The 20,829-nt window shown below is 58.2% G+C and carries 13 protein-coding genes and 1 pseudogene; 8 read left to right on the top strand and 6 right to left on the bottom strand.

What is annotated here, in order from left to right; all coding sequences use genetic code 11:
• Positions 1-51: 51 nt before the first annotated feature.
• The gene (locus BLS26_RS21280) at positions 52-1,581 is read right to left on the bottom strand and encodes an FAD-dependent monooxygenase (RefSeq protein ID WP_197681264.1); all 1,530 of its coding nucleotides are present in this window, start codon (positions 1,579-1,581) and stop codon (positions 52-54) included.
• Positions 1,574-2,698, bottom strand: coding sequence for a YncE family protein (locus BLS26_RS21275; protein WP_092514370.1), 1,125 nt, complete (start codon positions 2,696-2,698; stop codon positions 1,574-1,576). Before BLS26_RS21275 ends, BLS26_RS21280 begins: the two co-directional genes overlap by 8 nt.
• 189 nt (positions 2,699-2,887) lie before the next feature.
• On the opposite strand from BLS26_RS21275, the gene BLS26_RS21270 reads away from it, so the two are divergent.
• Positions 2,888-4,012 (top strand): hypothetical protein, encoded by a 1,125-nt coding sequence (locus BLS26_RS21270; protein WP_092518341.1) that lies wholly within the window; start codon positions 2,888-2,890, stop codon positions 4,010-4,012.
• A 301-nt stretch (positions 4,013-4,313) separates the two neighbouring features.
• On the opposite strand, the gene BLS26_RS21265 is transcribed toward BLS26_RS21270, so the two are convergent.
• On the bottom strand, positions 4,314-4,556 hold the full coding sequence (locus BLS26_RS21265; RefSeq protein WP_092514368.1) for a hypothetical protein: 243 nt from the start codon (positions 4,554-4,556) through the stop codon (positions 4,314-4,316).
• A 121-nt stretch (positions 4,557-4,677) separates the two neighbouring features.
• Between BLS26_RS21265 and BLS26_RS21260 the strand changes: the two genes are divergently transcribed.
• Complete coding sequence (locus BLS26_RS21260) at positions 4,678-5,544, top strand: LysR substrate-binding domain-containing protein (RefSeq protein ID WP_092514366.1); 867 nt, start codon at positions 4,678-4,680, stop codon at positions 5,542-5,544.
• A gap of 313 nt (positions 5,545-5,857) precedes the next feature.
• Positions 5,858-7,294 (top strand): IS1182 family transposase, encoded by a 1,437-nt coding sequence (locus BLS26_RS21255; RefSeq protein WP_092514364.1) that lies wholly within the window; start codon positions 5,858-5,860, stop codon positions 7,292-7,294.
• A gap of 304 nt (positions 7,295-7,598) precedes the next feature.
• On the opposite strand, the gene BLS26_RS21250 is transcribed toward BLS26_RS21255, so the two are convergent.
• Together BLS26_RS21250 and BLS26_RS21245 are read right to left on the bottom strand one after the other, a co-directional pair.
• The gene (locus tag BLS26_RS21250; protein ID WP_197681263.1) at positions 7,599-8,687 is read right to left on the bottom strand and encodes an amidohydrolase family protein; all 1,089 of its coding nucleotides are present in this window, start codon (positions 8,685-8,687) and stop codon (positions 7,599-7,601) included.
• Positions 8,688-8,820: 133 nt separating this feature from the next.
• On the bottom strand, positions 8,821-9,939 hold the full coding sequence (locus BLS26_RS21245) for an ABC transporter substrate-binding protein (RefSeq protein WP_172804656.1): 1,119 nt from the start codon (positions 9,937-9,939) through the stop codon (positions 8,821-8,823).
• Between the two features lie 423 nt (positions 9,940-10,362).
• On the opposite strand from BLS26_RS21245, the gene BLS26_RS21240 reads away from it, so the two are divergent.
• From BLS26_RS21240 to BLS26_RS21225, 3 genes and pseudogenes are all read left to right on the top strand, one after another.
• Positions 10,363-12,507 carry a carboxypeptidase regulatory-like domain-containing protein gene (locus BLS26_RS21240; protein WP_157676527.1) on the top strand — a complete coding sequence of 715 codons (2,145 nt, stop codon included), beginning with the start codon at positions 10,363-10,365 and terminating at the stop codon, positions 12,505-12,507.
• A gap of 494 nt (positions 12,508-13,001) precedes the next feature.
• Positions 13,002-13,718: pseudogene (locus tag BLS26_RS21235) on the top strand (HAMP domain-containing protein); the annotation flags it as partial.
• 134 nt (positions 13,719-13,852) lie between these two features.
• On the top strand, positions 13,853-15,118 hold the full coding sequence (locus tag BLS26_RS21225; protein WP_092514356.1) for an adenosylmethionine--8-amino-7-oxononanoate transaminase: 1,266 nt from the start codon (positions 13,853-13,855) through the stop codon (positions 15,116-15,118).
• A gap of 481 nt (positions 15,119-15,599) precedes the next feature.
• On the opposite strand, the gene BLS26_RS21220 is transcribed toward BLS26_RS21225, so the two are convergent.
• Entirely contained in the window at positions 15,600-16,475 is an 876-nt protein-coding gene (locus tag BLS26_RS21220) for a LysR family transcriptional regulator (protein WP_244541643.1), read from the bottom strand.
• Positions 16,476-17,480: 1,005 nt separating this feature from the next.
• Here BLS26_RS21220 and BLS26_RS35865 point away from each other — a divergent pair.
• Both BLS26_RS35865 and BLS26_RS21210 read left to right on the top strand, forming a co-directional pair.
• A complete protein-coding gene (locus BLS26_RS35865; protein ID WP_157676526.1) occupies positions 17,481-17,768 on the top strand; it encodes a hypothetical protein in 288 nt (95 codons plus the stop codon).
• Positions 17,769-18,169: 401 nt separating this feature from the next.
• Positions 18,170-20,662 (top strand): EAL domain-containing protein, encoded by a 2,493-nt coding sequence (locus BLS26_RS21210; RefSeq protein WP_092514354.1) that lies wholly within the window; start codon positions 18,170-18,172, stop codon positions 20,660-20,662.
• Positions 20,663-20,829 lie beyond the last annotated feature (167 nt).

The following is a 20,829-nucleotide window of genomic DNA, read 5'->3' as shown; positions in this document are numbered from 1 at the left end:
CTGTAATCTGGATGTTCGTTGGCAGAAGAACGGTCACAGGCTCGACACTGCTTAATCTCGTGGCGGGTCGTGACTTAACGGTAGATCACATCGAAGAGAATTACGTTCACTAACTCGGATCACGCCGGACAGAATGCCGGCGTTTGTCTCGGCGGGCTGCTCGGCGGCCCATGCGACGTGACCGTCGGGACGGACCAAGACTGCCCGCAGACCCGCCCAATCTGGCTGTCCGGTCTCGACGACGCGTCCAGACCAGACACGGACACTGTCGATCACGTCGAGCCCTGAGCGCGGTGCCTCGCTTCCTCGAAGATGCATGAGGAGCGGCTGCCCACCATGAAGCAGGCGGTAGAGACTGGTGCTCTGCCCGTCTATTCCCGTCAGCTGAAGGTCGGGCGCCCGTTTGCCGGTGATAGCGTGAGAATCCTTGCTCGCGGGAGGATAAGCGACATCGAGAGCCGACGAGCGGCGGGCGAGTTCGAGCGAGACCTGCGAATTAAGAGCGACGAGTTCGTTGAAGAGTCCGCGCAACGCCTGCGCCGATGGAGTGGTAGCGTAGATGAGTGCGACCTGGGCTTTGGTGCTCTGCAAAAGCGCGTCACCAACCGGCCATCGCTCTGCATGGTAGCTGTCCAAAAGGCCCTCCGGTGCCCGGCCCTGCACTTGAGCGGCCAACTTCCAACCAAGGTTCATGGCATCCTGGACACCCACGTTGAGGCCGACCCCACCGGCCGGGAAATGAACGTGGGCCGCATCGCCGGCTAACAGGACGCGTCCGCTGCGGTAAGAGGCCACCTGGCGACTGGCGTCTCCGTAGCGCGACAGCCAGACCGGGTCGCGCATTCCGAAGTCGGTGCCAGCCAGGCGAATCACGCTTTCCCGAAACTCCGAGTACTCGAGCTTGGAGTTGCCCTGCTGCTGGGTTGCGTCAATGCCCACGATGCGCACGCTGTCCCCCGGCTTGGGGATGATCATCAGCATGCCGCCGGTCGAGTTGACGTTGAAGCCTGGCGGCGGCGGATCATCCACCGTCACGTCTCCAAGGAATCCATAAACGGATGAATCGGTGCCCCGGAATTCGACGCCGATGGCACGACGAACAAAGCTCGAAGCGCCGTCGCAACCGACGACGTACTCGCTTCGGATTTTTTCCGCACCGCGCGGACCAACCACATCAACGTCCACGCCATCGGGATCCTGGCTCACCGCGGTTACCGTATGATTGCGGTCGATCCTGGTGCCAAGCTCAAGCGCTATGTTCTCGAGCTTCCGCTCGGTCTCAGACTGAGGATGCATCAACACAAACGGAAATCGCGTATCGAGCGATCGAAAATCAAGTCGGCTCGTTAGTGCACCGAAATGGCTGCTGAGGATCGGCAAGCCGTCATCGAGAAAGGGCTGCTCACGTCCGCGCATCGCCAGCACCTCCAAGGTGCGCGGCTGGACAGTGAACGCCCTCGAGTTTAGACGGCGCTCGGCTGCCCGCTCGACAATGCGAACTTTGACCCCAGCGAGCTGCAACTCAGCCGCAAGCCACAACCCGACGGGGCCCGCACCAACAATCAGAATTTTCTCATTCACGCTTCGCCTCAGCTTGACCGCCTGCACGCGGCGCCTTGCCGGGCGGCACAAACGTGAGGCCGTGCGTCCCGCCGTAGCCGCGACCGACATTGTTGTGGAGCTCCGCGATGACCCGCACCTCGGCGAGGTCGACGACGCTTACCTTACCGTTGCCTAGGTTGGACACCCACGCCCTTGAGGCATCCGCCGAACCCCGAACGGTAATAGGCATAGGACCGACGTCGACTCTCCCCTGCACAGTCATTGTCTTGCCGTCCACCACGATGAGTTCCCCGTTCGGAAGCGCGCGCGGCGCGCCAGGAGGACTTTCGACGCCGCGATCAAGGAAGCGCATACGGGTAACTAGGACCCGCCCATCAGTGGTGACGCGAATTCCGGAATTGTAGTCGTCGAACTCAATCTCGCCAACGATTTCGTCAGTCCGCGTGTCGATCTTTACTAAGCGCGGGACGACATCGCCGTCGCGGAGCGGAACGCGGAAGATTTGTCCAGGAGCACCAACTTCGTACTTCACCTTGGGCGTCACCACATAGACGTAGTCGCCGCTCGGGTCAGCATCGAGCTCCTCGGCCCCGCCCGGCATAGGGATAGTCGCCACCACCTCTCGCGCTGTAGGGTCGATAGCCGAGACGACCGGAGCTTCTTTATGGGTTACGTAGACCTTGCCGGCAGGCGTCACCGCGAGCCAGTGAGCGTTGGGCGCCGACAGCGGCACGTTGCCGACGATCTTGCGCTCGGTTGGGTCTATCATGACTAGCCCATTGCGACCGTCTATATCCTCAACGCCGACATATAGGAGGTCACGCAACTGATCGTACTCAATGTCGTGAGGCGCCTTGTAGGGCGCGATGTTGATGATGCCAGTAATCTCCTGCCGATCGACGTCGATAATGCTGATCTCGTGCGCTTTTTCGTTGCGCTCGCCGTAGGCACCGGCACGGTAGGTGTGCGTGATGTAGGCAAGGCGGCGCGTGGGATCGAGCGCGATCTCGTGAGGTTCGGCAAGGAGGCCTTCGATTTTCTTCAGACGCGTATGGTCCACAGCACTATAGAACTCAAGATTACGAGCGGTGGAACTGCTGACGATGATTACTGCCAAATCGGTCGACGCGGACATAACGATGCTGTCTCCGTTGCATGCGAGAATGTTACCTACTCACTCGCTATCACCAAGAGCATCGCCATTCTATAAAATAGTTTAAGCCTAAAATACTTCCATAGCAGCTTTTTGAAAGATATTTACCCAACCCTGTGTGCAACGATCGGCACCTTAATTGATGTTAAGCATGAACTTTGGGGGTATCTGATGAACTATCGCTTTCGCCGAACTGCAGTGGCAGTGTTCTCTCTTGCGACGCTTACTCCGCTGCAGTACGCAAGCGCAGCGGACGTTCCTGCTTCGCCTCCGATCCTCCCTACAAAGGCTGTTAAGCCCATATTCGATGTGCCGTTCTTCTTCGTAATAGATAACCGGGTGACTTATTCTTGGATGCCGAAAGGCACGGATCCCGGGTCGTATTCCATCCAACCGAACGGCTCCATCAACGGAACAACGGCAAAGAGCGTCTATTCGTTCAGCCATTTCGACGCGTGGGCATACGGTACCAACTTCTTCAGTATCTCGCTGTACAAGTCGGACAAGAATGATCCCGCGGGTCCATGCGTGAATGCAGGCGTCCTTCCTAGCGGCGCTCCGGCGACTTGTGCTGGCGCGAGCGATGTCTACGGTCTCATCCGCAGTACCTTCGGCTGGAATGAACTCTTCAACACCAAGGCCTTTACCGCCGGGCCCTTGCATAACATTTCGTTCGAGGTCGGCGCGGGCGCCGAAACGTCGAATACGGCCCTCGCGCCCGCGTCGCGCGAATTCCTGGCTGGTATCCAATTCGCCTTCGATCTACCCTACAAAGGCTACATCAACGTGGCGCCCCTAGCATATCAGAAATATACCCACATCGCGTTCGACCAGTGCGGTCTTTTTGGTCCGGGCGTCCCTGGGGTGACGTGCCTCGCCGACGGAAACGTCAAATTCAAGCCCACGTGGGCGGTCGAGACCAACTACTACATGGACCTGGGTTTCCTGCCTGAGAACATGCAATACTTCTCGGTCAGCGGCCGCCTGGGTTGGTACGGGGCGAGGGGCGATGAGAACGCGCCGCTCGTCGGCACGGGCACCGGGCGGTTCTCGACGGCAACCAAGACTGAGTTCAACGCCGAGCCTATCCGTCTAACGTTCGATGCTTCCAAGGCTTTCGTCGGACCGAAGTACTCGCACTTCGTTGACGTATGGGTTGCCTACCGCTATTGGCAGAACAAGTACGGCCTCGACGCCAACGCCTCTCCAGGGATCTGCACCGTCGCGGCAACAGGCGCTAGCACCAATAGCTGCACAGAATCCACCGTCTATGCCGGTATCACTGCAAAGTTCTAGTGCCTGACGGACGAAGAGGATCGGATTTCCAGTCTTGATTTTCTGGTTTCCCTTTTCTCGCCCGATCTCCCATTCGCAGATCATCACTTCGAAAAGAACAAGCCTCAACGTTATAATCTCCAGCCTCCTGCTCTTTCAACTGGCGTCGCGATGCTTCCGCGGCGCCAGTTTTTTTAGAGTTTCGTACTTAAAAGTCGCCCAAAGGGTCAGCAGCCAAACAACGTGCTCTAAGCTATTCATCGAACCGCCATGTCTCGCGTTGCGCTGCCGCTCCGGGTTCACTTCGATGCCGAGATCGGCATTACTGCGCTGGCTGCGCCGGTGGCCGCGCATAGTCGATCTGCAGGTCTCCGCGGCCGTTAACGGCTGGCATCGCGGCAAATTTCTCTCTGAAACCCTGCGGCGGCGGCCGGACAGCTTTTCCAGTCGGGCCGACGTTCTGATGGCTGCCAGCGCGCACGTAAGTCTCTTGTGCAAACGAAGACGTTGCCGACAACGCAAGCATACTTGCGCTGAACAGCGCAATCGTAAGTTTCTTGGTCATGGACTTTCTCCTATTGACCAGCGGATCACGAAAGAAACCATATCCTTATCTCGTAGATAGTAAGGGCCGAAGCGTTGGTCCAATATAATAAGCTACCGCCTGTGATATACGGAGTTTATCAATGGAATTGCGGCACCTTCGGTATTTCGATGTCCTCTGCCAAGAGTTGCATTTTGCGAAGGCCGCTGCTCGCTTACGAATTGCCCAGCCAGCGCTAAGCATTCAGATCAAAAATCTCGAACACGAATTGGGAACTAGATTGCTGCAGCGAAGCAGGCGGAAGGTGGAGCTTACGCACTCGGGTGCGCTTTTTCTGGTGGAGGCCAGAAAGACGTTGGCGCAGGCGCAGAATTCGATCGATGTTGCGAAGCGAGCCGAGCGCGGCGAGGTCGGCCGAATCTCTATCGACTTCACCCGCCACGCCGCCCACGCGGGCGTGCTCTATACATGGCTCCATGCGTTTAACAAACGCTACGGTGACGTGGAGGTGCTTTTACGTGAAGTGACACCGCGAGCGCAATTTGACGGCTTGAAGGACCGCACCGCGGATATTGCTTTCGTGACCACCTTTGCGGACGGAGCCGCTCTGAGCCTCGCTATCCAGGAGATTGCGAAAATACCCATGGTCGTCGCACTCCCGGCGTTTCACCGGCTCGCCAAGCGCAAACGGATCTCCATCGACGAACTTCGCGACGAAGCATTCGTGGCCTTGAATATCAACGAGACGCTGCCAGTGCGGGATGTGCTCGGATTTACTCCACGGACTGTTCGCTCAGTCACGAGTGACGTATCCATGTTGAATTTGATCGCGGCCGGGTTCGGTATCGGCATTGTCCCGCAAACCGTGTCAACTTACGGCATTTCGTCCTCGGTCAAATACTGCCGTCTCGAGCCTGCTGGCCCTGAGATCATCGTAGGACTGGCATTCGATGCCAGCGCCGTCGATCCAGTCGTCAAGGCGTTTCTATCCTGCGCGTCGAGCCGCTAAACGATCGACGAAAGCGGATCTCACGCTTGAGCCTCAACGCTGTCGTCGATCGTGCCAAATGTACGCCGTAGATACCGTCTACCCGCAAGGACACTTGTCCGAAGGCGCGATTGAGGGGCAGGGCGGCGCATTCGCCCCAGTCTATCACGTCCAAACCGCCGGCCTTCACTCGATAAGACCGGGCAACCGGCGTTTCCGAGATTTTCCCGTAACCGGCATCCTCTGAAGCGCCAAGATCGACGCGAATGACCCAGCCTGTGTGAAAACGGCTCACAAATGATATGTTTCTCCTGTGATTTGCCGGGAGGATTCGATGACGCGCTTTGTCGTTGGCGATGACCGCAGTCAGAGCACGTTATTTCCCGATCGGCTGGATGACTATTTGGGCGAGGACAATCCGGTCCGGGCGATCGATTTGTTGGTCGATGAGCTTGACCTGGCCAAGCTCGGCTTTGACGGCGTTGAACCGGAGGCGACAGGAAGGCCGGCCTATCATCCTGCGACGCTGTTGAAGATTTACGTCTACGGCTACCTCAACCGGGTGCAGTCGAGCCGTCGGATGGAACGGGAGTGCCAGCGCAACATCGAGTTGGTTTGGCTGACGGGCAGGCTGACGCCGGACTTCAAGACGATAGCCGACTTCCGTAAGGACAATGGCGAGGCCATCCGCAAGGTCTGCCGTGAGTTCGTGGTGCTGTGCCGCCGCCTTGAGCTGTTCAGCGAAGCAAGCGTTGCGATCGACGGCAGCAAGTTCAAGGCCGTCAACACGAGGGATCGGAACTTCACCCAGGCCAAGATGCAGCGGCGGCTGGTGCAGATCGACGAGAGCATAGCCCGCTACCTCTCACAGCTCGACAGCGCCGATCGCCAGGGGGAAGCCGTACCAGAGGCCAAGATCACCCGGCTCAACGAGAAGATTACAGCGCTGCGCCAGGAGATACAGCGCCTGAACGGTCTGAACACTCAGATGATGCAGACCGAGGACAAGCAGATATCGCTGACCGATCCCGATGCTCGCTCGATGGCGACCAGCGGCCGAGGCAGCGGGATGGTCGGTTACAATGTGCAGAGCGCCGTCGATACCAAACATCATCTCATTGTTACCCATGAGGTGACCAATGTTGGTTCTGACCGGAGCCAGCTATCCCGCATGTCTGAGCAGGCACGCGCAGCGATTGGTTCCGAGACCATCGAGGCTGTAGCCGATCGCGGCTACTATAGCGGCGAGGAAATTGTCGCCTGCGAGCAAGCCGGCATCACAGTTTATCTTCCGAAGCCGATGACCTCGGGCCTTCTCGCCAAAGGCCGCTTCGGCAAGCAGGACTTCGTCTATGTCGCCGCGGACGACGTTTATCTTTGTCCCGCCGGTGAGCAGCTAACCTATCACTACACCAATGAGGAAGAGGGTAAGACACTGCGTCGCTATTGGACCACCGCCTGTCAGGCCTGCGCGCTGAAGAGCAACTGTACAACAGGCAAAGAGCGGCGGATCTCCCGTTGGGAGCACGAAGCCGTCCTTGAGGCTGTGCAAGCGCGGCTCGATCGGAACCCGGCTAAGATGCGAGAGCGCCGCCAAACTGTGGAGCATCCCTTCGGTACGATAAAGTCCTGGATGGGAGCCACGCACTTCCAGATGAAAACGCTCAAGAACGTCGGTACCGAAATGGCGCTGCACGTCCTGGCCTACAACATGAAAAGGGTAATCAGCATTCTGGGCGTTGGTGGTTTGATGGAGGCGATCCGCGCCTGAGCTAGGCCCGGTGTCACCATGTCGAGTTCGCCTGCCTAAAGCATCATGTTTTTACACGGCCTGGACCCTCAACGGACATTCCGCCCTCTGCCGGAGGTCGGAAAGACTTTTGGGGCGTGGCAATCTATTCTCACGCACACCCGGTGCCGTCCGTGATCGTCACGGAGCAGGGCAAATGTCTCGCGGGGCTTGACCGCCGCACATGACCCGTCGAACTCTCCCGTCAGATCGACCTCTTCGCGGTTACTGCGACTGATTAAGGCGATCGTGACGGTGATATGCCGCGCGTTCAAAGTATGAACGCTCAAAGTCTGAACAAACTCTCCGCGTTACCATGCGCGATCCGCGCGCGGTCAGCGGCGGAAACCGGAATCTGTTCCAGAAACGAGCGTGCCTTAGCCATTGAGCCGTAAGGATAGTCGGCCGAGAACATGATACGGCTGACCCCGACCTCGAGCAGCAGATCGAGAAATGTCGGCGGAAAATTAAAGCCGGCGAAAGTATAGTGCAGATTGTCGCGTAAATACTCGCTGACCGGGCGTTTGAGCTGCGTCAGCTCGACCGGCATCATGTCGACCCGTTGCATGAAGAACGGCAGGCCCTCGCCCATATGGCCGATCACGATCTGCAGCTTGGGAAAGCGGTCGAATACGCCGCCCAGTATCATGCGCAGCACATGCACTGCGGTCTCGATGTGCCAGCCGAAAGCCGGCCCCGCCAGCATCTCCGTGACGTGCGGCGCAAAGCCGCCGAACGACGCTGCGATCACCGGCTTAGGCGGCGGCGTCGGATGCAGATAGATCGGCGCGCCTAGCGATTCGGCGGCCTCCAGCACCGGCCAGAAAAATTTGTCGTCGAGATAGCGACCGCGCTGGTGGCCGTTGATCACCGCGCCGGCGAAGGCCTGATCGCTGAAGCGGCGTTCGAGCTCTTTAACCGCCTGATCCGGTGCCGCAATCGGCAGCGCAGCGAAGCCGGACAGTCTTGTCGGTTGCTTGGCGATCGCTTCGGCCAACGCGTCGTTGGTGTCGCGCGCGAGCGCCACTGCCTCGGCGGCTTCCAATTGCTCGACACCCGGCGCGTTCAGCGAGACAACCTGCATGTCGATGCCGGCGGCATCCATCTGGGCGATCCGCCCTTCGCCGATGTCGCACAAGTCGCGCATTAGCCGCTCGGCGTGGCTGCCGACCTGGCGCGCCTGTTCCTTGAGGTCGCGGCCCGGGCCATCGAGAAAGCCTGTCGTGGCGAAATGCTCCTCAAGCGTTATGGTGCGCATGGCCCTCATTTCTCCGATCGATTCGCACCAGGCCCCGAGGTCACGAGCGGTGGAACTGCTGATGATGATTGCTGCAGGTCGACGCCTACATAACGATGCTGTCTTCGTTGCATACAAGAATGTGATCTCGCACACTCAGAAGCGGCGCATTTGTTGAAGACTGGGGCAAGCCTGCGCATTACCCGCACGATGGCATCAGCCGTTGCAACAGCGGCAGACGCCATCTTCAAGTTCTTGATTGCCACGACCATCACCGCTGCCCCAGCGTGTCGTTGAGGCTCTTAACCATTGAACTGCGCGATAACAAATAGTAATCTTCGGTGTAATCGTCAGTGTACTCAAACTTACCTGGCACGACATAGCTGGGCGGGCTGGTCCCGAGATCAATGCGACGGCTAGCTTCCAGCGTGATGGACTCATATAGTTCCTGACCTGGCTTGCTCATGTACCAGTTGATGAACACCTTCGCCGCATTTGGGTGCGGCACCCCCTTGGCTTGCTTGATCACGCTAAATCCTCCCGTGAGGTAGCCAGGCCCGTCTTCCGGCAGAACAACGCCGATGTTCTTGAAATTCGCTCGGAAGCGCTCGACCTCGAGCTGAATTCCGCCAAGAAGGATCGGCGTCGTCCCGCGAACAACGCCCTCCATCAACGAGCGATTCTCGGTGGAGAATTTGACTTGCTGACCGTGGAATAGTTCCTTGATGAATTCTGGGCCGCGCGTGTTGTAGAGAAAAATCGCGGGACCTTGTCCGGGCCCCGGGAAACGAAAATCGTATGCCGCTATCTTGCCACGGTACTTCGGATCGAGCAGATCCTTCCAGACCTTGATCTCTCCGGGCTTCACGACGTCGGTGTTTACCGTCAGCCAGCCAAAGACATAGGATGCTCCTTGCAGGAGATACTGGCCGGCATTATCGACGAATTTGTGCTTTCCATCGCGGAAGTTTTTGGGAGCGACACCGGGAAGGATCAGCTGTGGCAGGATCGGCTCCAGCAGATCTTCCTTCATCATCACAAGCTCTCGCGCGCCGCTTACGAGAACGTCGATGGTCACATTCTTCGCGCGCGCTTCCGCTTCGAGACGCGCCGACTGCTCCGCCGTATTGCCGCCGAGGAAATTGAGCTGAATACCCGTATCTCTCTTGAACGCAGCGCTCATCTTCTCGCTCAGCAGCGGAAAGCCGGCCACCGTGACCAGCCCTTCGCTGCGTGCTGCCGCGAGCACGCGATCCCATTCCGCGGGAGCGCCCGTCTGCCAGTCAGCATTCGCTTGAGCCAAACTTCGGGAGCCGGTGCCAAGCACCGCGCCTGCAGCCGTGGCGCCCGCAAGCAAACCGCGGCGGGAAATATACGAATCTTGTGTCAAGATGCCCCCCTTATCCATTGTTGAATTACGTCTGAGATGCGCGGACACACAGATCTATGCCGCCATTTGATCGAGCGCGCCAACAAAAGTATTCACGATGCTCTTTCCCACTTTCGTAAAACTAGCCGGGCTCGCTCACCGCGACGAAGTGGGTAGGCCCAGCTGCATTATGTTTTATATCTAAATGATGGACAAGATTTAGAGGACAGAGGTTTGCTCAGAGGACATGTAGTTGAAAAATTTATTAGCAGGATTCTGATAGACGGCAACCGGTTCGATGTTCGCTGCTGGACGTCAGCAAAGCTTCATTCAAGCCATTGGACGCTGCCGACCTTTTGCTAAAATAGCGACAATGAAAAATTTGCAAGAATAGCGACAATGAAAAACCGGCCAAAGGGCCGGTTCCATGCCAGGAGGTGAGCCATGTTGGTGACCAGAATGCTTGCGCGGTTGACGATATTTGCCGGCTTAATGGCCCTGCCAGGTACAATCCCCATCACTGTGTATGCGCAGCAGGCCGTAGCGATCGGCGCCACCGACATCGGCGGCACGGTCGTCGGCGCGGCGGGCCCCGAAGCCGGGGTCTGGGTGATCGCCGAGACCACCGAGTTGCCGACGAAGTTCGCGCGCATCGTCGTCACCGACGATTCCGGCCGCTACCTAATCCCGGATCTGCCGGCCGCGAATTACAGCGTCTGGGTGCGAGGTTACGGCCTGGTGGATTCGGCCAAACTCACCGCAAAGCCGGGCCAGGTTCTCAATCACACGGCGGTGCCGGCACCGAACGAAGCGGCGGCGGCGCATTATTATCCGGCGATCTACTGGTATGCGATGATGAAAATTCCGCCTGCCAGCGATTTCGGCGGCAAGAGCGACATTCCCGAAAAGCTGACCCAGACTGACTGGCTGAAGGAGGTGAAGAACATCGGCTGCATCGGGTGCCATCAGCTCGGCCAAGAAGCCACTCGTACGATACCGGCTGCTTTCGGCAAGTTCGATTCCGGCGCAGCGGCCTGGATGCGGCGCGTTCAATCGGGGCAGGCCGGCGAGTGGATGACCAACGAGATTGCCGGCAATTTTGGCGGCGTCCCCTTCAAATATTTCGGAGACTGGACCGACCGCATCGCCAAGGGCGAACTGCCCAAAAGCAAGCCGCCGCGTCCACAAGGCGTCGAACGCAATATCGTGATCACGTCATGGGAGTGGTCGACGCCCGACAAATATTTGCACGATCTGATTTCGTCCGACCGGCGCAATCCGATGGTCAATGCCTATGGCCCGCTTTACGGCTCGCCGGAATATTCGACCGACAACATGCCGATCCTGGATCCGAAGACGAGTAAAGTGTCGTTCTTCAAGATGCCGGTCGCGGACCCCAAGACGCCGGAAGCGTTGGGTCCCGGGCATGTCGCCAGCGTGAAGCCGCTGGCGCCGTCCGCCTATTGGGGCGAGCAAAAACTCTGGGATACGCGAGCCAACAACCACAACTCCATGTTCGACGAGAAGGGCCGGCTCTGGCTGACCGCCGCCGTGCGCGGCATAGATAACCCGGCGTTCTGCAAACAGGGTTCTGACCTCCCGTCGGCCAAGGTGTTCCCGCTGGAAGAGTCGGCGCGCCAGGTGGCGATGCTCGATCCCAAAACGATGAAGTACAGTTTCATCAATACCTGCTTTGCCACCCATCACCTGCAGTTCGGCTACGACGCCAACGACACGCTGTGGTTCAGCGGCACGGGCCCGGTTGCCGGTTGGATCAACACCAAGATGTTTGACGAAACCGGCGATGCCGCAAAGTCGCAAGGCTGGTCGCCGTTCGTGCTCGACACCAACGGCAACGGAAGGCGCGACGATTATGTCGAGCCCAACGCCCCGCTCGATCCGAACAAGGACCAGCGGATCGTCCCGGGTTCGGGATCTTACGCGGTGATGCCGTCGCCGGTCGACGGCTCGATATGGTACACCGTAGCCGTCTTCGGCGGCCCGCCGGGGGTCCTGCGATTTGATCCGGCGACCGGGCTATCGGAGGTGTTCAATTTACCCGCGCAGGCAATCGGAATCCGCGGCGGCGATATCGACAAGAACGGCGTGGTCTGGGCGTCGCTCTCGAGCGGCCACCTCGGCAGCTTCGATCGGCGCAAGTGCAAGGGCCCGCTCAACGGGCCGGCCGCCACCGGCAATCATTGCCCCGAGGGCTGGACCATCTATCAATATCCCGGCCCCGGCTTCGACGGCATCGGCGAGAACAGCGCGGAGTCGAGCTATTACACCTGGGTCGACCAGCACAACACGTCCGGACTTGGCGAGAACATCCCGATGTCCACAGCCAATCTCGGTGACGGCTTCGTAGCGTTAAAGGACGGCAAGATGATCACGATCCGAATTCCGTATCCGCTCAGCTTCTACGCCAAGGGTTTTGACGGGCGTATCGATGATCCCAACGCCGGGTGGAAAGGCCGCGGGTTGTGGAGCACGAGCGGCGACCGCACGCCCTGGCTCAAGGAAGGCGGCAAGGGCTCGATGCCGCGCGCCGTTCACATCCAGTTTAGGCCCGATCCGCTGGCGAACTGAGGTTCGCCAGAGAAATTTCAACGCCCGGCGTCCCGTCGCTGGGATGCGTTCTCTCAATCATACGTGCTCAGTGACCGCATCTGGCGGATATTGTTGAAAAAGTCGAAAATCGACCGCCCCCAAAAATCCCGCAAATGCTGCATTTTGCACAATTCCACCGTTGGGATGCGCCGCAGCGCCGATGCGAAAGTCCGTGGTCGTTTTTCTGAGATGCGACGAGGTCCCTCATATCGTTGCTCACAACCCGCATCAGCGGCTCTAGAAAATTTCGTCCGCCAACCCGAAAAGACTTTTTCAACAGTATCGGCGCAAAACGGACCTGCTGCCATGAACAGTCGTCGAAGACGGGGCAGTCCGCCGGGTAGACGGATCACGTCGTGGTTGACGTGACGAGTTTTGGTTCTGGGAGCAATCGGCTAGTCACGGCCTTCGGTCTTGCCGCCGAGCGCATGCGTCGCCCGGGCCGCACTATTCAGGAGTGCTTTCACGCGCCCGAATTGATAGATGGCGTCCGGGTTTACGGGTCGAACCTGGTGTATTATGAAGCTGCGAAGCCCGACGAGGAAAAGCCGATCCGCAAGGTCAGTTACGCCGTCGACGTGCTCGACTTGATATGTTGCTCGCGACCGGGACCTATCTCAACGCCAAGCTGAAGCCGATCGTGTGGCTGCTGGGCCTCGCCACCCTTGCTATCGTCATAGTCTCGGACGGCATCGCCTGGCTGCTGGGCCGCAGAATCAGCCGTCCGCTCGGACTGCTCGGCGCCCGGATGCGGGCGCTGGCCGACGGCAAACTGGACGAAGAGATCCCCGGCATCGGCCGCGGCGACGAGGTCGGCGCCGTGGCGGCCACGGTGCAGATCTTCAAGGACAATGCGGCGCGCATTCGCGGGCTCGAAAAGGCGAAGCGGAAAGACAGGCGCGTGCCGCGGCGGGACGTCGTTCGGCAATGAAAGATATCGCCAACGACTTCGAGCGCAGCGTCTACGGCATCGTCCGCTCGGTGGCGACGGCCGCCGCAGGCATGCAGACCACGGCGCAATCGATGACGGCGACCGCCAGCGACGCTAGGCCCGGGCGGCGACCGTCCGTGCGGCCTCTGAAAGTGCTTCGAACAATGTCGGAACGGTTGCGGCGGCGGCGGAAGAGCTGTCGAGCTCGGCCACGGAGATTTCGCGCCAGGTACCGAAATGTCTTTCCATTACACGAAAACTGTGACTGGTGAGCGCTATTTGCGAGATCGGGCAAGTGTGTATATTGGGAAGGTTGCCCTGGCTTTCTCCTCTCACGGCAAACACGCCGCAGGCCGCGTTCGAAGCTTCATTCCGCCCTCATGATTTCAAGCCATGATACCAAAGAAGACGTCGCCCATCTGGCATCCGTTCACGCAACACGCGCTTCAAGACGAGATGACGAAGATTGTGCGTGGTGATGGTGCCTATCTATACGCCGCGGATGGTCGTCGAATCATCGATGCAATCTCATCCTGGTGGGTCGTGACCCACGGTCATTGCCATCCACATATTGTGCGCGCCATCCAGGAACAGGCAGGCAAGCTCAACCAGATCATCTTTGCCGGCTACACCCACGATCCGGCCGAAGAAGTTGCTGCACAACTTTTGAAACTCGCCCCCCGTGGCTTGGACCATGTGTTCTTCTCCGACAGCGGCTCAGCCAGTGTAGAAGTGGCTTTGAAAATGGCACTCGGCTATTGGTATAATATCGGCAAACAGCGAATACGCATTGTCGTGATGCAACATTCCTACCACGGCGATACGGTTGGGGCGATGTCGGTTGGTGCCCGAGGCGTGTTCAATGCGGCGTACGGGCCCCTGCTGTTCGACGTAACCTCAATCCCGTTCCCCGCGAGAGGCCATGAGCAGACCACGCTCGATGCGCTCGAGTCTGCATGTAGAAACGAAACGCCAGCCGCCTTTATTGTGGAGCCATTGATATTGGGGGCGGGCGGGATGCTGATGTATCCCCCTTGGGTGTTGAAAGAGATGAAGCGAATCTGCGAGGCCTCGGACGTGCTGTTCATTGCCGACGAGGTCATGACGGGGTGGGGCCGCACCGGAACATTATTCGCCTGCGAGCAGGCCAATGTCACGCCCGATATCGCCTGCTATTCGAAAGGCCTCACGGGAGGAGCACTTCCGCTCGCAGTGACACTCTGCCGCGGAGATATTTTTGAGGCTCACTATTCGAAGGATCGCACGCGTACGTTCTTTCATTCGAGTTCATATACCGCAAATGTAATGGCTTGCGCCGCGGCAAAGGCCAACCTGGATCTCTGGCAAGATCAGGAATCTCGCCAATGCGTCGCGTCGGTCGCTAGTATGCAAGAGCAGGCAATTGAGCCATTCCGCGCCGACCCGCGCTTTGCAAACGTTCGTCGCTTAGGCACCATCACAGCACTCGATCTGAAAGCGAGCGATGCGGGCTATCTGGCGGACATCGGTCCGAAGCTTCAAGCTTTCTTTAGGAAACGAAATCTGCTGCTGCGCCCGCTTGGCAATACGATCTACGTAATGCCGCCTTATTGCACTACGTCAGCAGATCTTAGCGAAATATATTCCGGGATCCGCGATGCTGCCGATGCGCTGGGCTGAAGGCGTGCTTCGCGCGCGGACTACCCGGGAGCCAATTTTGACGATCCCATCGGGAATGTGATGATTATCCTACCCGAATTTGAACGCAAAAGTAGGCTGCAGGCCAAGTATCTGGTCGACGTTCTTATTTGAAAGCGCGTGACCGTTGGACGTTTTGATGCGTCTGTCTTCGACTCTAGAGGCGCAAGTTTCCCTTTTTCGTACCGGGGACAGCTTTCTCTCGCCTTTCTTAGGAAGAGACGACTTCAGGGATGCGGGCCAGTCGACTGGTCGGGATCTAAGATGAGCCATTTCGGAGCGGCCTGTTGAACGCGTCACGATTCCAGTCCTGCAGGGATAGAAGGAGGGAGCGACGTATCGCAATGCCTCTGCTAATCGGTCGCTCGCAGGGGCAAATCGGAGGTGATCAGAACAGAAGCAGACCCACGCAAATGACTGATGCCGATAATGTCCCGAGATTGGCCTCTACAACGCATGCGGCTTAGCCCGGCGTAAAAAGCAATTCCGATAATCGCCTTAATAGCTTGTTCGCTTGAGGAGTTTCAAGATCTCGGCGCGCGCACAGCAGCGTTTTGACCGGCCGAAGCGCGGGGAGATAATATTCCTTCGCCTCTACCAGAGACGGTGGAATCGTACGTTTGGGCAGAGCGGCCAAGCCGATCCCTGTTTCCAGTGCCCTAACAGTCGCGTGATAGTCGGGGCTGTTGAATACGATCGTGTACGTGCTCCCTTTTTTCGTCAGCGCGCGGACCATCATATCATCCCCGGGCCAAGTCAGCAGAGGAATTGGCGCACCCGGGCTGAGAACAAAATCCTTTGATCTCACCCAAACGAAAGGCTCTTCACGCTCGCGGACGACCAAATTGGAAACCTCCGCTCCCGCCTCCGAACTATCTAACATACACGCGATGTCAATGTAGCCGTCGATCAGGCCCTTGGCGATCCCAAGTGAATCCTCAGTATACATGACGATGCCAGCCAGGGTTTCGGCGGTTTCGTGCTCAAGGAATTCCTCTACAAATAAGGTGCTGATCCCGAACCGAATCGGCTGAGGACCCTTATCAGTTCCTCCAAGTCGAAGCATCTGGTCGTTGGCTTCCAACATCCTGCGGCCTTGATTAAGAACCATTTTGCCAAGCGGCGTCGGAGCGGTCCCATTTGGCGTTTTTCTGAATATTTCGCCACCGAGCAGATTCTGGATGCGCTTCAATTGCGCACTTACGGCCGTTTGGCTGAGGCCGAGCCGCTTTCCAGCCCTGGATAGACTTCCTGTCTCTGAAATGGCCAGTACGGTACGTACTATTTCGAGCGGAACAATCAAATGCTCAGGTCGTCCGTGCATCCCGATCAGCCTCATTACGAGAAACCCAGAGGGCAATATCTATAGTTGTATGAAATTGTTTGGCCTGGGGGAACCAAAAGGCTATCCAGTAATTGCACTATCAACATAAAATGCGTCAAAACCTCAGCCTCCTATTCGCGTAGCTCGCGAGTACGTTCTGCCATCTACCGAGGGTGACCGAATGCAAGAGCCGCCGAAGGATCAGGTTGCACCCGAGCGGTCGCGGTGTCCGAATTGTCAAAGCGAATGATGATTACGAATGCTTCTATGGAGGTAGAGCACCGCACTTATAAATATCTGCGGTGCCGCCACAAAATGCCCGTGCCTCCGCCCCAGTAATGTGTTCCGGTGATCATGGAACCACCGCCCAACTTCGACCTCGGCGTCAATCCTAGCAGCGCCGGCGCGATCGGTTTTGCGCTTCCTCAACATTCCCGTTCACTCACGGCAGCGTCGGCTGACCGCTTCTGGCACTTTTGCGAAGTCGGAGCCGAGACCAAGTACGTCCGTTCATCGGGGTAGATCGGAAGTCAACAGCCGACGATCTAAACGACGTCGCGTTGCCCGGCTTCGTTATCGGACAACTCGGAACCGCGATGAACTCCCGCGAGGACCGTTGCTTTCCACCCCAAGCTCCCCTGCCACCCTGTTTGCCAATCACGCACCGCCATTCCGCCGGCGCTCGACAGATGCTGCTTCATCCACACGGCGAGCTGCGGCACGCACCCATCAGGCAAGACTGCATCGAGACGTCAACGAAGTCTGAGGTGGTGACGATCTCATGGTTGCAACTTGCCGGAGGGGAGAGACTGCAGCGCACGGCGATGATCTTGATCATGACGGGAGGACCCCGTCGCTGCGCTGGGCACGGCGCTGCTGACCGGATGATCTACCAGTGCCGTGTCCTCTGCTCGTTGACGGGATCAGCTGGCGGAAAGACGCCGTCGTATGTCGCGCGGGCTCTACGGGCGACCCGAGCCGGACCGGGAGCTATTTTAGGTCGAAGCGGCGGATCTAGTCATGACGATCAGCCCAGAAAGGCGCACGCCGGTGAATGCAATTTCCCAAGGTAGCCACCTTGTCCGTCGCATCGACGAAACGGGCGGCGTTTTTCTAGTCTCATTCTCTGACCTCGCGGCCTATTACCCCCCACCTCTAGCAGACTATCCGCGCGGCGCATGCGGCGAAACGCGAAGTCTGTTTCTCGGCCAATCGGCATTGCGAAATTCTTTCGGTCACAATGCAGCCGCCGCGGCGGAAACGCGCGGCGAGTGGCCAATGAACTCCGGTAAGCATGCAGGGGCTTGATCGATGTTATCACCCGGCGCAACACGCGCTGGATATTGCAAAGCTATGCGCTCGACCAGCGATGCTAATGACAATCGGACGAATTGGTTGCGCCGACCAGCGTATCATTAACGGCGTGAGGATGTCGGTTTCACTTCCGCTTTTCGTTCAATGGCGGAGATATAACGGATGTCGCGGCGCTTCGCATTTATGCCCCTAGGCGACATGCACGATTGCTTCGCAATGAAAGAGGTCGCCAATTGAGGCGGCCTTACGTCTAAATTATTGAGACCTGTTAATCGGTTAGTTAATGGCCACGAACTTAATCATTCCTTGACGGTGTTTCGTAACTACACCTTAGGTGAAAATGCGCATCGTCCCTTCGGGGTAGCCTTAGAGCAGCTTCCTGGGGAGCAGATGCCATGGCACCACGCAAGAACATGAGCTGGATATTGGCGGCCTCTAATGCTGCCAACGAAGCGTTACTGCGGACGGCGACAGAGGAAGAACTCTTTCAGCACGTGTGCGAGGCTGCGACTGCCGATGGACAATTTGTCCTTGCCGCAGCCATGCTGGCCGGACCTGACAATTTGCTTCACGTCGTTGCCGGCGCCGAACGCGGGATCGACGGCGCTCGCGCACAGACACTTTCGGTTGAGCCACGCTCGGAGCATGGCGACGGACTTGCTGCCACCGCATTTCGGACCAATCAGCCGGCGATTGCCAACGACTATTTTCGCGACCCCCGCGTCCGGCGCCTGTGGCAGGAGGCTAAGCGCACCGGGATGCGATCGGCCGCCGCCGTTCCGATCAGGAAGAACGGATTGAGCGTCGGCGCGCTGCTGTTCGGTCTGCAGCAACCGAACGTGCTCGACGATGAGATCGTGAAGCTCCTTCATAGAATGGCCGACAATGTGTCGTTTGCCCTCGACAATTTCGAGCGGGAGAAGCAGCGCCGGCTATCGGATCAGGCCAACGAGCGTTTGGCGTGGATGTTTGCGGCCCTCAGCGAAACCAACGAAGCCATCATGCACGCCCAGAGCCGAACTGAGCTCTGTGACCTGGTCTGCCGCGCAGCCGTGCGCGGCCGAACCTTTACGTCTGCGGGGATCGCTTTGATCGAGCCTGATCGACGTTCTCTTCGTGTGGTTGCTATTGCAGGAACATTAGCACCTGCGATGAAGGATTTTAGATTTCTGGTTGATGCCTCTGATTCCGGCGCGCGCACGCTGTCCGAACTCGCTTTTAAGTTGGGAAAAGCGTGTATTAGCAATGACTATTTGAATGACCCTCGATTTGAGGTCCTTCAGAGAGTTATCCGAAAAGATGAGTCACTCGGGTGTTTTCCCCTCTTTAAGAATGCAGAAGCGATCGGGACTGTAGTCTTCCAGTCGCGTGATTTGAATGCCTTCACGCCGGACCTGATCGAGCTCCTGCAGCGGCTTGCCGACAACCTTTCATTCGCGTTCGCAAATTTCGATCGGATTGACGAAAAAGCCCGGACCGACGAACGGATCAACTATCTCGCCACGCATGACGGCCTGACGGGCCTGCCCAACCGCGTGATGTTCAGCGAGTTGCTGAAGGTATCGATCGAGACCTCGCAACGCCATGACCGGCAATTCGCGCTGCTGTTCGTCGACCTCGACAGATTCAAGATCATCAATGATACACTCGGCCACGCCGAAGGGGATGCATTGCTGGTCAAAATGAGCGAGAGGTTCCGTGACAGCGTGCGCGCGAGCGACGTGGTGGCCCGGCTCGGCGGTGACGAATTCGTCATCATCCTTCAGGAAGTAGCCGACCGCGAGCAGGTCGCCGACATCGCCCGCAAGGTGCTGTCTGCCGCGACCAAGAGCGTGCTGCTGAGCGGGCAGGAATGCAGAATCACCGCCAGCATCGGCGTCGCGATGTTCCCCGCCGACGGCGACGACGAGCAGACCCTGGTGAAGAACGCCGATATGGCCATGTATCTTGCAAAGGACGAGGGGAAGAATAGCGTCCGCTTCTATTCCACGGAGATGAAAGCGCCTTCTACGGAGCGGTTGATGCTGGAGGCGAGCCTGCGTCGCGCGATCGAGCGCAACGAATTGGTCATCCATTATCAACCCAAACGCGCCCTCAGGACCGAACAGATCACGGGCGTTGAGGCACTGCTGCGCTGGAATCATCCGGATCTCGGCTTGCTGCCACCTAATCAGTTTATCCCGCTGGCCGAAGAGACCGGCCTGATCATCCCCATTGGTCTGTGGGTGTTGAAGACGGCCTGCCGTCAAAGCATGGAATGGCAGCGTCAGGGACTTCCACTGATGTCCATGGCGGTCAACCTTTCGCCGCGGCAGTTCACCCATGACGGACTGCTGGCGTCTATTGAGGAGGTGCTCACGGAGACCGAAATGCCCCCGCAAATGCTCCAACTGGAGATCACCGAGGGCATGGTGATGCAAAATGTGGAGCGGTCCATCGAGGTGCTCAAAGCCCTCAAAGGCTACGGCGTGCATCTGGCGATCGACGATTTCGGCACCGGCTATTCGTCGATGTCGTTTATTAAGCGCTTTCCGGTCGACACCCTCAAGATCGACCGATCCTTTGTCCGGAATTTGCCGGCAGATACAGACGACAAGGCCATCGCCGACGCGATCATCGGTCTCGGAAGGGCACTGGGACTCACGATTGTCGCCGAAGGCGTGGAGACCGCCGAGCAGGAAACGTTCCTGCGCGATCATGCCTGCGATGAAATGCAAGGCTTCCTGCTCAGCAAGGCGGTACCGGCAGATGAAATCGCTGAATTTTTCTGGATTCCGCACATCGCCGCACCAACGCTTCAACCGAAATCTGGCGCCTCCTTTGGGAAGCCGGTGGCACGGTCGGGACGACGGAAGACTGCTGGGCGTATCGACGCGCAAAGTGCCTGATTGAGCTACCGCAGGTCGTACTCTGGTAGGGAGCGCCAGGCAGGAGTGCCTCTATCTGCTCTGGACAACCCGCGATACGAAGCGAACGCAAGAGCGCTTCCTGGAGAATAGGAATGTGCAATTCATTGAGCAGCAGATCGGGTCCAGCAGTCTTGGTTGGCCACCCA

It is taken from the genome of Afipia sp. GAS231 (assembly GCF_900103365.1).
Classification (GTDB): domain Bacteria; phylum Pseudomonadota; class Alphaproteobacteria; order Rhizobiales; family Xanthobacteraceae; genus Bradyrhizobium.
The sequence above is the reverse complement of the archived record's forward strand: the minus strand, read 5'-3'. Positions and strand labels throughout refer to the sequence as shown.

Coding starts and splice junctions, on each gene's coding strand:
- BLS26_RS21260 (WP_092514366.1), top strand. CDS start 4,678: ATGGAATTGCGGCACCTTCGGTATTTCGATGTCCTCTGCCAAGAGTTG.
- BLS26_RS35865 (WP_157676526.1), top strand. CDS start 17,481: ATGACGATCAGCCCAGAAAGGCGCACGCCGGTGAATGCAATTTCCCAA.
- BLS26_RS21225 (WP_092514356.1), top strand. CDS start 13,853: ATGATACCAAAGAAGACGTCGCCCATCTGGCATCCGTTCACGCAACAC.
- BLS26_RS21265 (WP_092514368.1), bottom strand. CDS start 4,556: ATGACCAAGAAACTTACGATTGCGCTGTTCAGCGCAAGTATGCTTGCG.
- BLS26_RS21270 (WP_092518341.1), top strand. CDS start 2,888: ATGAACTATCGCTTTCGCCGAACTGCAGTGGCAGTGTTCTCTCTTGCG.
- BLS26_RS21275 (WP_092514370.1), bottom strand. CDS start 2,698: ATGTCCGCGTCGACCGATTTGGCAGTAATCATCGTCAGCAGTTCCACC.
- BLS26_RS21240 (WP_157676527.1), top strand. CDS start 10,363: ATGTTGGTGACCAGAATGCTTGCGCGGTTGACGATATTTGCCGGCTTA.
- BLS26_RS21210 (WP_092514354.1), top strand. CDS start 18,170: ATGGCACCACGCAAGAACATGAGCTGGATATTGGCGGCCTCTAATGCT.
- BLS26_RS21255 (WP_092514364.1), top strand. CDS start 5,858: ATGACGCGCTTTGTCGTTGGCGATGACCGCAGTCAGAGCACGTTATTT.
- BLS26_RS21220 (WP_244541643.1), bottom strand. CDS start 16,475: ATGAGGCTGATCGGGATGCACGGACGACCTGAGCATTTGATTGTTCCG.